The following is a 13,956-nucleotide window of genomic DNA, read 5'->3' as shown; positions in this document are numbered from 1 at the left end:
TTTTTTAGATTAAATGGTGTGATCGCTTTTGGCTTTTGCTGGATAAGAAGGTAGGCGATCATGTTGTAAGGTATAAAGTATGTGATCACCCTTTTTTGTTGTTTCTGCACCTCTTCCTAGATAGAATTAAAAATGACAAATATCTGTATGATTTCCTTCCGTAATAGACGATAATGTTCTTCTAAATTTACTAAATGTGCATTGAAGGAATAAAATATTGTAGTATAAATTTAAAACCAGAGGAAATCAATAAGCCAAATAATATCCAAAATATTCTATTAACAATTTGTTTAGTTATTTTTTGATTAGCATTTTCATACTATTCTATAGCATTTTCGTCTCCTTTTGTGATACAAAAATTTGGATATACTTGAAGTTTATCAATTTTTTTATCTATAAAACTTTCAATTTTCAATCCCAAAAACAGCCCAGCCATAAAAATTGCTGTCATAAATATAAAAATCTTTTGAAGACTATCAATAGATACTTCCTGTTTTATCCCGACAAAAGGAAAAACATAATTGGAATATAGTGCAAAAATTGCTAAAAACGTTACTGGTGATGCATAGCGAATGATTTCGCTTAAAAGCACTCCTTGTTTTTTAAAAAATTTATGAATCGAGTTAGGTTCAGGAGAGTTTTTTAAGCCCTCGTGCCAATTACTCACAATATTCAGTAATTCGATTGCAATAATATTATTAATAAAATCAACTTTACATACAGTAGGAGTCTTTGCTTCTATTAATTCTGCAATGTCGTCACTTGTTAAAAGTAGTTGAATTATATCTTTTGGTGGAATATCATTACCAATTCTTAACTTCATAGAATGTCTCTGAGGTAGTTGATAATGCGGTAGTTTAATTAAAATATCCCAGTTAATAGTAATGGTTTGAATTTTTTCATTAACAGTATCCCAGTTCTCCCTCTCAAACTCAGCCCAAGTACAATAGTCTTTAATCTTTTTATTTGAGAGAATAAAGTTAATTGATGCAATTTTCGCAACTGTATCATGATTATTGAGTTTAGCTGCTACTTGTTCATCAATATTCCTAATATCCGCTAATTCCAAAGTTTTTTTACCCGGCAATAAACGGATCTCAGTATCAGGTTTTGCATTAAGTTGATAAAATAAAGATTTGAATTCATCTAGAGGTATCATTGCCTCAGTCTTATGTGGAACAATTCCTGAAGTTTCAGGAGCCTCAAAGTTATTCATGACAGTATATTGTATATAGCTTAGTGTAAATTATAACCTAAAATTTTAATTAGCTAGTCAGTTTAACAGTCATCGCTCCAACTCGATAACACACTACTGTATATTTAGATGCGATGCACAATAAGTAGCCCCTTGGGATGATCGCCCTCACTCGACAAGAAACTAAGCGATGTCTACGACGGGCTGCGCCTACGCATTAAACCGTCCAATCCTCTATTGACAATCCGGGTAGTTTGCCCAAATCCCGATGATTGCGTGTTAATAAAACTGATTTACGAGATGGTGCGACACCGATAGCGTAGCGACGTAGGAGCGTCGTAGACATCGCAGAGATTGTGTGTGAGATGCACAAGAAGTAGACCGTATTAGCGATCGCCTCTAACTCAGGGATGTTACTTAATACACTTGAGGCACAAAAAACTGCTCATTACGAGGTGCGCGAACATAATCTTCAGCCATAGGTCTAGATGGAAGCTCTAAAGGAGGAGGTGTCATGTCTTCGTAAGGAACTTTGCTCAACAAATGATGAATGCAGTTGAGCCGCGCCCGTCTTTTATTATCTGCTTCAATGGTAAACCAGGGAGCTTCTGGAATATTTGTGTAAGCAAACATGGTATCTTTTGCTTTTGAGTATTCTACCCAGCGATCGCGTGATTCTAAATCCATTGGGCTGAGTTTCCAGCGCCTTGCTGGATCGTGACTGCGAGAAAGAAAGCGTTCCTCTTGTTCGTCATCGCTGACGGAGAACCAATACTTGATTAAAACAATGCCCGATCGCACTAGCATTCGTTCAAATTCCGGGCAAGATTGCATGAATTCTTGATATTCTCCTTCAGTACAAAAACCCATTACCTTTTCAACTCCGGCTCGGTTGTACCAACTGCGATCGAACAAGACTATCTCGCCTGCTGTCGGAAGATGTTGCACGTAACGCTGAAAATACCACTGAGTTTTCTCGCGATCGGAGGGGGTTCCCAGAGCAACTACACGACAGCCACGGGGATTGAGTGGATCGGCAATGCGTTTAATTACTCCTCCTTTGCCGGCTGCATCGCGTCCTTCAAATATGACGACAACCCGATAGCCGACGTGCTTAATCCAGTATTGCATTTTGACTAGCTCAACCTGGAGTTGCTCTAGTTCAATTTCAAAAGTCTTTTTGGGAATTTTCTTGGCAAAAACTTCTGTGCTACCATCAAAAATCCGTTTGGATTTTTTAAATTTTTTCTTGTCTTTTGACTTTACTAGGTTTCCTACTAAGTCTGTAGCGGGTTGAACTAGATCATTATTTTTCTGGTTTTCAACTTCATCAATTGACATCGCTGTTACCCCATGCCATTGAATCGGCATAATTAGAGTTTATCTATCAAGTATATATTTTAATGCGGACTAAGTGTAAATATACACGTTCGCAAGCATAACAGTACCAAAGATGTAATATTAAGAGATGCGAGTGCTAGAACTCAGGTTAGCAAAAGCTCAAAATTTTTCTCGCTGGAGTAAGTTTGTCTATAGCATTGATTCGCTTGTAGCTTGTTATACGATTTTACATCTTCTTCTGATAGGAGAATGCTCATTCTGTCATAACTATTGAGCTTATTCCAAAAGTTTGATTCAAACATAATTAGAAGATGTTTAGAAGTAATTGGATAAACTACTTGGACACCATGTGAAGCCAGACCAGTTCCAAAATGCTCATGCTGTTTGATTGCTATTGGATTATCTGAAGTCCATAGTGGAATTGAAGTTGAGTTTATACCAAATAACCAAATATGACTTGATAATCTTTTTGATATCTCTGAATCAGAACCTTGATCGAGAATGTTCGAGATATAAAATAAATGCTGTGCTATTGAGTCTTCTTCTATACCTACCTTTAATAAATCATCAAAATAAATTGAATTACTGGAAGGTTCGGGACAAGAAAAGCTAGCTTTTTGAATATCTATCTTATTATTGAATAGTGCCCGATCCATTCTTTTCTTTAGATCATCTAAAGATTGAAATATTTCTTTAATTTGCCCTCTAGGCGTAGTTGTCCTGACCAACTGAAGTGCTAAAAAGGCAGAGAATTTTTTCTTTGCCTCTTCATCCAGAACTCCAAGAGAATCAAATAAGTTCTTTTTTTCGATTTCTTCAAGACAATCTATGATCGGTTTGAGAAAATCTCTAAATCTGGATTCGACTTTAGCGAGATCATGTTCAATGAATTGAGATTTTGTTTTATACCTCAATTCATCAGGTAAAAATGAATCAGGAAAATCATTAAAATATCTCTGTTGTGCAACATTTTTTACATGAGATGGATAAATAGATTTTTCTATTTTATCCAACACAAATAATGTATCTTCATTAGCAAAGTTTCTTAAATAGAATTGAGGTACAAAGTGCTGCTGTTTAACTTTATTCATTGAAATAAATCCTCTAATTTCAAGAGATCCCTAAGTAGTATATAGTGAGATAGCTTGACTTTTAATATAGTCACTACATAATACATAATTGATGTCATTGCTACGGATTCATCCGAATCAAGTCTGTTAAAATATTATCCAAGCTGCCGTTAACTTGAATGCGATCGATCTTCTCTGCAATCCGCTCTAATACTTCGAGTTCCTTCAAACGCAAGGCGACGGGGTTATCCTCCATCACTTTGGCAGTGTTTAGCATACTACGAGTAGCAGCAGTTTCTTCTCTACGTCTGACTACGTTTGCTTGAGCGGTTTTTTCTGCCTCCACTACTTTGCTCAAGATAGCTTTAATCTCACCAGGTAAAATAATATCTTTGACCCCTACAGAATCTACTTCAATTCCATAGTCTGCGGCTTTTTGGCGAATGTATTCAGAGATACTTCTATCTATTGCACCTTTATCTTCTAATAAAGCATCTAAGTTGCGTTCGCCAACTGCACCACGCAAAGCAAACTGTAATTCTTTGTACAAATAACCAGAAATATCTGATAACCCATTTTTTGCTCTCAATGGGTCGAGTATGCGGAAGCCAGCCGTCAAATTCAACCGCAGAGGTACTTTATCTTTTGAGAGGATATCTTGACCAGAGACTTCCATATTTTGTAGTCGTAGGTCAATGGTTTCGGTCTGAAAAGAGCGACCAAATAACCACCAAGCATGTACCCCTGGCGATCGCTGTCCTTGAAACTCTTGATTAATATATACTAATCCAACGTGCTGGGCGGGAACTTGGCAAATATGCAAACAGTTGCGACTAAGCAATTTCACGTCTGCTGAACCCTCAACCAACTCAGCCACTAGGCTTGGCTGTAACTGAGCATCAGCGCTGATGTCGAGAATTTCTACTGCAACACCCTGCCAAAATAATTTACGGCTGGTGGGTGGCAAAATAGAAATCACTTTCCCTCGATATCGCACAATTCCAACTTGCGAAGTCTGTAATTGCACTGGCTCACAATAAGCAGCAATAAAGTGGGGATGTTTTTCAATGAGTACATCTTCGAGGGGAAAATCTGGATTAGGAATAATCCGGCTGAGAATTCGGACTGTTACATCTCTATCTACCGACCAAAAAGCATACTCTCCTGCTTCTAGAGGTCGCACAAAATTGTTTTGCAGATATAGTAAACCAATCTCAGACTCCGAGATTTGGAACTTCTTCAATCCATTCAACGTAACTGAGCGCAATTGCTGGACAAATGAACTAGGTAATTCCCAGCTTTCTTCCAAGTTGAATATATGAGACTCTAGCTCAATAAAACCACGCCAAAAAGCAATCAATTTATTTGGTGCAACGCTTACCCAATTCTGACCGTAGCGGACTAACGCAACTTGGTTAAATGTGGTTCTGATAATTAATAAATCTTGTTGCAGTTCGGCTTCGTGATTTCGCAACAACAGTTCTAGGTTTTCAATCTGAGCTAGTGGCTGATTGAGGTCATAAATTTTGACTTGCCAATGGCGACCAAAATATGTATATGTACCGGGTTGCAAAATTTTCTTAAAGTCACTGCGGTGATATAAGATACCAATTTCGTTAGGTTTGATATAAAACGTTTGCCACATAATAATTTGCATAAATAATTTGCGCGATCGCTTAAGTAAGCTAGCTAAGAAGATTCGATCAACACATTTATAACCTTGGTTGAACTCAAATACCACCTGTGTCTCACAGCTTAAGTACAGGAGTACACAGAATTCATTTAGAGGTTCTTAGGCTTTAGAACCCTGTAGATAAAGGCTAAAGGATTGGTTTCATCTCTTTGTACTACTATATAATACAAAAAATATCTTTAATTGTGTATTTACAATAACGTCTGTTACTTCTTGCTGCACTGATTTACTGGAAATCTTAGTTTTATTATCATTAACAGTAAAACCTTCATTATCAATAATAAATTTAGTGTTTTTAATCAAATTAAATATTTGGTGCAATGCGTCTCCAGAAGCAGAAAATGTTAAATCGTCAGCATAGCGCGTATAAGAAAACCCAAGATTTTCAGCGATTGTAGCGAGACGATTATCGAAATGACGACAAATTAAATTAGAAATAGCAGGACTTGCAGGTAAACCTTGAGGTAAGTGGCGGTTTTCTGAAGCTGCGATCGCAAAAGCGCTAAATTATCAGTTCCCAACCTTTCTAGATTACTTGCAGTCGCTAATGAGGTAGTGGTTAGATTTTGGCTATACATACTACAAAAGATTTTTTAACTCTGCCAGTGCAAGCGTTTACAGTTTAGGTGTGGGCAAAAGCTTCTCCAAAACTGGATTAAGATTGCTATTCCTTTTCCCAAACTGCTCAATGGCAATCTAGAAAAAAGAACCACACTCAAATATACCGTTCAATTTACTAATCTAGAATCCCCAAAGGAAAACTAGATGTAGCAAACGAAGGGACATACTCAAGTTAGGGAAAAATGCAGTTGCGCTTACTCCTTAACTGACGCTACCGAAGATCGCCCTTACGAGTAATCCCGATAGCAGAACACTTACACCGCAGAGTTGAGAAAGTGAGGGTCTCGAATCTGTTAGGATCCGTACCATATTGGCTACCTTGGAAGGGTATTGTCTTTTGACCCGGACAGGGTTCTGGGTGAAAGTATAGGAATCGAACCTACAACACATCGATTATGAGTCGATTGCTCTACCAGTGAGCTAACTTCCTGGGGTTTGATACAGGACTCGAACCTGTGACGCATCGATTATGAGTCGATTGCTCTACCAACTGAGCTAATCAAACGATGGTATAGTTTAAAGCACTCGGCGATATACGCTGAATATCAGAGATTGGCGCACCAGTTAGGCTTATGGAACCTAAACTATAGCTTTGTAACTTTATTACTATCCCGCTTCAAATGTAACACAGGAAAAAAGCTGTAATTTATTCTTTGGGAATTCCTAGATGATCCCTCAAATCAACGTAAGGTGTTCTATTACTTTTACTTAAGGGTTGATGCCAAGCCAAGAGATTATTTAGCGCTTGTACCCCATCTTCATTGGGTTTGAGAGTCAATATCAACTTTTCACAGCGTCCATTGACTTGATTAGCGGTGCAAATCACATTTTGTCCGTTCATTTTGCCGACAGTAATAAATCTCAAGTCTCTATTGCGGCGGTAATTTTCCAAACGTTGGCTTACGTCTTGACAGCGCGTTACTTTATTGTAGCCAGCATCTCTGAAGTAATTGGAAGTCCAGCGAATCCAAGGCTCACTAACACCTCTAGGATTTGTGTACACCGTCACGGGTTTGTTTCCTGAAGTGTCACAATAAAATCCTCGCATACTTTCAGCTTGACTTGGCTGATTGATAGTTGCAGTCGCGCTGAGGGCAATTCCACCTGCAACCAAAATATTTGTCAATGATGCCAATTTCATGAGTATCTCTCAAATGTTGAGTAAAAAGTTTTTATTTGCCTTGTATTTGGCATTATTCCTACTTCATTTAGTAGGGAGATGATAAGAAGATTTAACTTCTTATTTCCCAATTGCTTGAGATTTTAGACGTTTTTACTTGTATATATAATGAGCCGCAACCCGCTTGCGACCATGATTTGTTTTTTCCCAATGTGCAAGAACCAACACTTTCTTTTTGACTTGTGGTGTATAACGCTTAATTTGGGGTGGTTTTTTTGCTATTATTTGAGCGGGTCTATTAATAGCGTGGGGCTTCACAATAACTTGTAATGCTGATGCTTGTGAAGGAATAGAAGTAACAGCAAATGGTAAAAGAAGTGCTGCACCAGCAAGAATATGTTTGATATTCATCACTCAATCTCCTTTAGTAGACTGGATGATTAAAGTTCAAAAAACTTTAATCTGGTTGATGTCTTATGTTTATAAGGATATGAGTTAAAACAGCTACAAACTAGTGATAAAAGTAACTATTGAATTATGACTTAAGTAATCTTTAACGTCAGGGTTTTAAAGTTTGAATCATAAATGCTGTTTATCCTGCGATGAAGGGGAGATAAAATGGCTATGATACCGAATTAAATAAGACTTATAGTTAAATGTCCTTATATTGAAAGTAGGAGTATTCCCCAATTTTGCAAAACACAATTACCTTAAATGCAATGTCTGCAATTAATTACGCCTACGCCTCAATTTGACTAATGCTCACGATTTATTCTTGTGCTTAGTCTGGGAAAGCTAGACCAGTCATGGGGTCGCGGATATATAATCCTAATGTCAGACTACGCATCGCTTCATCCCAAACGGGTATTAATTGTTCTGCTTGATCTACCCAATAATCGAATGTAATCAAGCACTGAACATTTGACCCCAAACCAATGCAAGTCCGCGAAAAAGCTTCCCGTGGTTCTTCTTGAATATCAATGAACTTCATCTCCGTCCAGACAATTCTGGCGGTTTGGCGTTTGATGGTAATAATTTCTCCCCTAGCAATGACGTTGCGACTGTCGTCTTCCAGCACTTTCTTCAATGTAGATTTTAGCGGAAACTGGCTCCAGTCGTTGGGTGGCAAGCGATTAAAAGATACTTCCAAACAGCAATCATCGTTGGGTGGTTTTTTATCGAGGAACTTGAAAGATTTTTCTTGTGGCTCAAGAATCCAATCTTGGGGAACATTGAAGCGAACAGCGCCTCGATCTGCTACAAATATTTTGTAGCCTGATGGAGATTCCCAACGATGGTCAGGTTTTAATTCAAGCGTTTCTTTGATCCACTGGAGATTGCTTTTCTTACGCTTTGCCATAGTGTTTCTGCATTTTCTGCTGAAGAGGGTGATGTTGAATTAGCCCATCGTAGACATTACCCTTTTTGTTAATGTTATCAAATTGCGAGGATTTTGAATAACTATTATATTAAATTAATAAGATTTTAGGGATTTTATATCAAGGAATCCAAGGTAACTGTGACGTTGTGATTAAAATTTCAGCTTTTGGCATTAAAATCTTAGCCGCAGTGTTCATGGTTATGGATCATGTGTGCTATTTGCTAATGCCAGAGTTAAGAATCTTGCACTTTATTGGACGATTGAGCTTTCCTCTCTTTGCATGGCTTCTGGCTAAAGGTGAAAAACACACCCAAAATGTATACCGCTATGGTAGTAGATTATTAATTACAGCAATTATAACTCAGCCTATTTATAGTTTTGTTTTTCGGAGTTTATCGCTTAATATTCTCTACACGCTTGTTCTTGGACTTGTGATGTTGCGCTTAGTTAGGCGTTATTCGCAATTCTGGCAGCAATTAATAATTATTGGATTGAGTGCAGCAGTTGCCGAAAGTGTGGGCGTTGAATATGGAGCTTATGGGATTGGAGTAATTTTCTTGATGTCTTTAACAGACAAACTGAAGCCTAGTGTATGGTTGCTCTGCTGGTGCATCTTTGAGTTTATTTTAGGAACTCTATTTATACCTAATATATTTCAACATTGGGCAATTTTTGCAGGATTCATTGTTTTTCAATTCAATGGTAAACAAGGTTTACGAGCTAGATGGTTTTACCTGTTCTATCCGGCTCATTTAATTATTTTAGGTATAATCTATTATTCGATACACTTCTTCTAACCAAATAGCGATCGCACTATCATCACAACCATCAAAACTAGCGATCACAGCAAAAAAATATAGATAAAGTCAAATTTAGTTAGCAAAAGCTCATTTTGAGAAAGCAAAAGCAGCTTTTACTTTCTCATTTTGGTGTTTTCCGCAAGTAAAACAAGCTTTTACTTACTCAAAAGCAGCTTTTGCTTTCTCATTTTGGTGTTTTCCGCAAGTAAAATAAGCTTTTACTTACTCATTTTGGTATTTTCCGCAAGCAAAAGCAGCTTTTACTTTCTCAAACCCCAGTTTGCTTTCTCATTTCAGTATTTTGCGCATTTATAAGAGCGATCGCATTTGTAGCAAAAACTATTGCAGATTTGCCGAAATTCTCTCAGCCTAATCTATACGTAAACAAATTAAGGTAAAGAATGTTAACCGTATTGTATTACAAGGTGTAGCTCATGGCTCGGAGAAAAAGAACTTCTTTAGTGTTAGAAAAAGCAGTGCGTCGTGCAGCTGGTATAAACTCAATTGCTTCAAGTTTAGATTTAGGCAATGGACTCACCTTACTTGGTTTCTCAAACCTGATCGAAACGATGCGAACTAGAGAAAATGCATATAACACTGCCCTTTCCACTTTAGATAAATTGTACCGAGAAATGCTGGAAACAGAAGACGAGTTGGGAGATATGACAGAACACATGCTAATGGCAGTTGGGACTCGATATGGCAAAAGCAGTGTAGAGTACGGTATGGCGGGAGGAGTTCCTAAAAACCAGCGTCGTAAGCGATTGCGAGGCGAGTCGTCAACTCCCATTGATGATGAGCAACCGTCAATAGTTGCCAGTGTGGAGAGCAAGAATGGAAAGAAACCAGCAGCGACAACTTAAAATGTGCCCTACTACTCAAAATTTTGTCAAGCTCAAATAATTGCATAGATGCAAAATGATATTATGGTGCGTTGTGTTTTGCAGCGAAGAAACCGATTTTGTGGAACCTTTTAAGCAAGTGCGATCGCACTTTAACCATTTATGACTAATCTAAACTACACCAAAGGAATCCCGAAACATCTTTCAGGAAAGCAAACTTAACTGATGCTGATTTTAGTCATGCCAAGGTGCAAAATACAAATTGTTCCCTTGCTGTATTGATGGAAGCTTGTGTTTTGAACTGGATAATTAAACCCCATAACCACTTGACAAATGTTTATTGTAAATACCTTTATCTAGAACCAGCGCAGCAAAATTGGCAACCGACTCAGGGTAATTTTCAACGGAGTGAGTTAGAACAGGTACTAATTCGATTTATTATCAGATGAATATTATTGAGCAAACATTAACTCAATTAAAGTTTGAAGGACACAATCAACAATGGCTCTGGGGAGTATTGTTTAGCGTCCCTTTTTTGACGGTTGGATTTAGCATAGCTATAATGACGAGCAACGTAACTACATTGGAATGTCAGCGAACTAACCCTACCCAAATAAACTGTAAACGAACAATTGCCGGCTTACCAGGAACAGAAACAACCTGGATTCCTGGGCAAATAAAAAGAGCCTATGTCAAGACAGTAGCAGCGACTGGAGTTGTGCTGAATATTTCTAATAATCAGGAGGTGAACTTAGTTAACCACGGAGTACTTGTGAGGGAAAAGCACAGCCAAATTGCAGATGAAATCAACGTTTTTATCCAAAACTCTCAACAAACTGAGCTAAGAATTCAAGAGGACGATCGCTGGCAAGGATTTTTGGAGGGACTGGTGCTATTTTTGCCTGGAATTGGAATCATTTTGCAGTCCCTGGCAATACCAATACAAGTCTTGTGTGATTTTGACAAAATCTCAGAGCAGATGAGGTTGGAGAAACAATACCAATTCTTTGGCACATTTACCACAAAAAAAAAGCTGGCTGAAATTCAGCAAGTTCAAGTGATTCTAGTAGAAAATACTAATAAAAGTCCGTGGTATTTTGTACAACTACAATTAATCTCAGCTAAACCGATTTCTCTATCAGCACCTACTCGCGATCGCCAGCAATGCCAAATTATGGTAGATGCGATCGATAAATTTCTACACCTTAAAAAAAGGGCTTAAGCCCCAAGTATTTTTTGAAAGAGTAGCTTTAATTGTTTGCTGCGAGCGCAATAAATTTGCATAGTACTCTCTTTAATCTTGTTCTGTCTGTTATCTGATATTTTAACTGCGATCGCTAATCAAATTTGACCTTATCCAGCAAAATATTTACCCGTAAGATTGAGTAGCAGTGGTGAAATTAAGCTTTTCTTGGATATAGCATAGGCCTTGGTGGTTAGAACATCAACAGATGATGAAACTTAGACACAAGAAGACTTTTCACCCAGTTCCCAGTTCCCAGTCCCCAGTCCCTTGCTATATTTGAAATATTTGATTGATAGTGCATTGCACTTTGCGACAATGTACCCTACACCTGGACAAAAAAATTTCAGCAAAGATAAGTCTCTACACATATTGGGAACTATAGAGGTAAATTAACTTAGCATCAACTTCCAGCTTTCAGCTATGAAGACTCACTACCCCAGCAAAGGTAAAGCATTTCCTTTACAGATTGTCCTTGTTGTTCCCTTCCTTATCCAAATTTTTGCAGCGGTCAGTTTAGTGGGTTATTTGTCCTTTAAAAACGGAGAAAGAGCAGTTAACAACCTAGCAGAACAGTTTATAGATCGCACTACTGAGGTAGTGAATGAACACTTAAAGTCTTATCTTTCCATTCCGCAAAGCCTTAATCAGATTAACGCAGATGCTATCCACAGGGGAATATTAAATGTGCGCGATCGCCAAACCCTGGGCAAATATTTCTGGGATCAGATGCAAGCCTATGACCTGACTTATATTGGTATTGGACTAACAACGGGTGAAGGGCTGGGAGCGGCTCGTTATGATGGCAAGACGATCACTATTGACGACTGGACTGCCAAGCCTCCTAATAATACCTTCACTTATGCCACAGATAATCAAGGTAATCGAACTCAGGTTAATGCTCGGTGGGATTGGAACAATTTCAGTGAATCTTGGTATACCCAACCAATTGCTGCTGGTAAACCTATTTGGGCAAAGATTGTAACTGCAAATTTTCCAACTGGCCCCTACATCAGCGCTTCTGCTAGTCGTCCCATCTATGATTCACAAAATCGCTTGCTAGGAATGATTGCAACGGATATTCATCTGTTGAAACTCAGCGATTTTTTACGCAGTTTGAATATTAGTCAGTCTGGGCGAGTATTTCTTTTAGAACGGGATGGTACATTAATCGCCAGTTCTGGTAAAGAGAAACCTTTTGTTCTCATCAATCAAGGTATCCGACGATTAAAGGCGATCGATAGTTCTGACCCAATCATACAAAACATTGCTAAACACCTCCAAACTTCTGGGTTCGGATCTATCAACCAAGACACAGATTTTAAACTTGAGGTGCAAGGAAAAAGGTATTTTGTCGATGCTATGCCTTGGCGTGACAAGTATGGCTTAAATTGGTTGATGGTAGTAAGTGTGCCTGAAGAGACATTTATGGCGCAAATTAACGCCAATACACGCACCACGCTTGTACTTTGTTTTGGTGCATTAGTTGTTGCCTCGGTAATGGGTGTATTTACATCCCATTGGATTGTCCGCCCGATTCTGCAACTCAATTGGGCAAGTGAGGCAATGGCATCCGGTAATTTAGCCCAGAAAGTAGAAGTTAGCAGTATTCAAGAATTTAATACCCTTTCCAACACCTTCAACCACATGGCAGAACAACTGCATGAATCGTTTACTGCTATAGAAAAAAGCAAAGAAAAACTAGAAGAGCGAGTAGAAGAACGTACTACTGAACTCAAAAATGCATTAGAAGAATTGCAACGCACTCAATCTCAAGTTATTCAAAGTGAGAAAATGTCTAGTCTGGGACAACTAGTTGCTGGAGTCGCACACGAAATTAATAATCCAGTCAACTTTATTCATGGCAACCTCGACCATCTACAGCAATATACCCAAGATTTATTAGCGTTTGTGCAGTTGTATCAGCAGTACGATCCTAACCCTGCGGCTGAAATTCAAACTCTTGCTGAAGACATCGATCTAGAGTTTTTGCAGGAAGACTTAGCAAAAATGTTATCTTCCATGAAAGTAGGAACCGATCGCATTCGTCAAATTGTACTATCGCTACGAAACTTCTCCCGCATCGACGAAGCAGAATTTAAAAGTGTTGATATTCATGAAGGTATGGACAGTACTTTGATGATTTTGCAACACCGCCTTAAAGCAAAACCAGAACAACCTGAAATTGAGGTAATTAAAGACTATGGCACTCTACCCCTAGTAGAATGCTATGCCGGACAACTCAACCAGGTATTTATGAATATCTTAGTTAATGCAATTGATGCGTTAGAAGAAAATAATACTAAGCTTACCTATAAGGAGATTGAGGAAAATCCCAGTCAAATTAAGATTCGCACATCTGTAATTAATTCAAAATGCTTAGAAATTGCGATCGCTGATAATGGAGTTGGTATTTCTAAAGAATTTCAGCAACGCATATTCGATCCTTTTTTCACCACCAAACCCGTTGGCAAAGGTACTGGAATGGGTATGTCTATCAGCTACCAAATCATCACAGAAAAACATGGCGGCAAACTAGAGTGCTTCTCAACTGCTGGAGTTGGAACCGAGTTTATCATCCAGATTCCTCTCCGGCTAAAAGCTGATGAAGTAGTTTAATTTAATACTGTGTTGAAATTATCAAGTTATC

Annotated in this window: 14 protein-coding genes, 2 tRNA genes and 1 pseudogene; 5 read left to right on the top strand and 12 right to left on the bottom strand. The window is 38.2% G+C overall.

The window, feature by feature from the left end:
- Positions 1–319: 319 nt before the first annotated feature.
- From V7K42_RS04585 to V7K42_RS04530, 12 genes are all read right to left on the bottom strand, one after another.
- Positions 320–1,216 carry a hypothetical protein gene (locus V7K42_RS04585; RefSeq protein ID WP_334913951.1) on the bottom strand — a complete coding sequence of 299 codons (897 nt, stop codon included), beginning with the start codon at positions 1,214–1,216 and terminating at the stop codon, positions 320–322.
- A gap of 196 nt (positions 1,217–1,412) precedes the next feature.
- Positions 1,413–1,541, bottom strand: a complete 129-nt coding sequence (locus tag V7K42_RS04580; RefSeq protein WP_334913949.1) for a hypothetical protein — start codon at positions 1,539–1,541, stop codon at positions 1,413–1,415.
- Between the two features lie 71 nt (positions 1,542–1,612).
- Complete coding sequence (gene ppk2, locus V7K42_RS04575) at positions 1,613–2,566, bottom strand: polyphosphate kinase 2 (protein WP_334913947.1); 954 nt, start codon at positions 2,564–2,566, stop codon at positions 1,613–1,615.
- Between the two features lie 113 nt (positions 2,567–2,679).
- Entirely contained in the window at positions 2,680–3,627 is a 948-nt protein-coding gene (locus V7K42_RS04570; protein WP_334913945.1) for a DUF4238 domain-containing protein, read from the bottom strand.
- A gap of 100 nt (positions 3,628–3,727) precedes the next feature.
- The gene (locus V7K42_RS04565; RefSeq protein WP_334913963.1) at positions 3,728–5,251 is read right to left on the bottom strand and encodes a slipin family protein; all 1,524 of its coding nucleotides are present in this window, start codon (positions 5,249–5,251) and stop codon (positions 3,728–3,730) included.
- 189 nt (positions 5,252–5,440) lie between these two features.
- Positions 5,441–5,725 (bottom strand): hypothetical protein, encoded by a 285-nt coding sequence (locus tag V7K42_RS04560; protein WP_334913961.1) that lies wholly within the window; start codon positions 5,723–5,725, stop codon positions 5,441–5,443.
- Positions 5,725–5,877, bottom strand: coding sequence for a hypothetical protein (locus tag V7K42_RS04555; protein ID WP_334913943.1), 153 nt, complete (start codon positions 5,875–5,877; stop codon positions 5,725–5,727). The genes V7K42_RS04560 and V7K42_RS04555 overlap by 1 nt, the downstream gene beginning before the upstream one ends.
- A 398-nt stretch (positions 5,878–6,275) precedes the next feature.
- Positions 6,276–6,350: transfer RNA gene (locus V7K42_RS04550), tRNA-Met, on the bottom strand.
- A tRNA-Met gene (locus V7K42_RS04545) sits at positions 6,350–6,425 on the bottom strand. Before V7K42_RS04545 ends, V7K42_RS04550 begins: the two co-directional genes overlap by 1 nt.
- 141 nt (positions 6,426–6,566) lie before the next feature.
- Entirely contained in the window at positions 6,567–7,061 is a 495-nt protein-coding gene (locus V7K42_RS04540) for a COP23 domain-containing protein (protein WP_334913942.1), read from the bottom strand.
- A 132-nt stretch (positions 7,062–7,193) separates the two neighbouring features.
- Complete coding sequence (locus V7K42_RS04535; RefSeq protein ID WP_334913940.1) at positions 7,194–7,451, bottom strand: hypothetical protein; 258 nt, start codon at positions 7,449–7,451, stop codon at positions 7,194–7,196.
- A 370-nt stretch (positions 7,452–7,821) separates the two neighbouring features.
- Positions 7,822–8,400 carry a hypothetical protein gene (locus tag V7K42_RS04530; RefSeq protein WP_334913938.1) on the bottom strand — a complete coding sequence of 193 codons (579 nt, stop codon included), beginning with the start codon at positions 8,398–8,400 and terminating at the stop codon, positions 7,822–7,824.
- A gap of 167 nt (positions 8,401–8,567) precedes the next feature.
- Here V7K42_RS04530 and V7K42_RS04525 point away from each other — a divergent pair, with 167 nt between their 5' ends.
- The 5 genes and pseudogenes from V7K42_RS04525 to V7K42_RS04510 all read left to right on the top strand — a co-directional run bounded on the left by V7K42_RS04525 (position 8,568) and on the right by V7K42_RS04510 (position 13,925).
- Positions 8,568–9,218 (top strand): TraX family protein, encoded by a 651-nt coding sequence (locus tag V7K42_RS04525; RefSeq protein WP_334913936.1) that lies wholly within the window; start codon positions 8,568–8,570, stop codon positions 9,216–9,218.
- Between the two features lie 437 nt (positions 9,219–9,655).
- On the top strand, positions 9,656–10,084 hold the full coding sequence (locus V7K42_RS04520) for a hypothetical protein (RefSeq protein WP_334913934.1): 429 nt from the start codon (positions 9,656–9,658) through the stop codon (positions 10,082–10,084).
- A 203-nt stretch (positions 10,085–10,287) separates the two neighbouring features.
- Positions 10,288–10,512, top strand: a pseudogene (locus V7K42_RS28885) (hypothetical protein); the annotation flags it as partial.
- A gap of 113 nt (positions 10,513–10,625) precedes the next feature.
- A complete protein-coding gene (locus V7K42_RS04515) occupies positions 10,626–11,285 on the top strand; it encodes a hypothetical protein (protein WP_334913932.1) in 660 nt (219 codons plus the stop codon).
- Positions 11,286–11,729: 444 nt separating this feature from the next.
- On the top strand, positions 11,730–13,925 hold the full coding sequence (locus V7K42_RS04510) for an ATP-binding protein (protein WP_334913930.1): 2,196 nt from the start codon (positions 11,730–11,732) through the stop codon (positions 13,923–13,925).
- Positions 13,926–13,956 lie beyond the last annotated feature (31 nt).

This window comes from Nostoc sp. (assembly GCF_036917455.1).
Lineage (GTDB): Bacteria > Cyanobacteriota > Cyanobacteriia > Cyanobacteriales > Nostocaceae > Nostoc.
The sequence above is the reverse complement of the archived record's forward strand: the minus strand, read 5'-3'. Positions and strand labels throughout refer to the sequence as shown.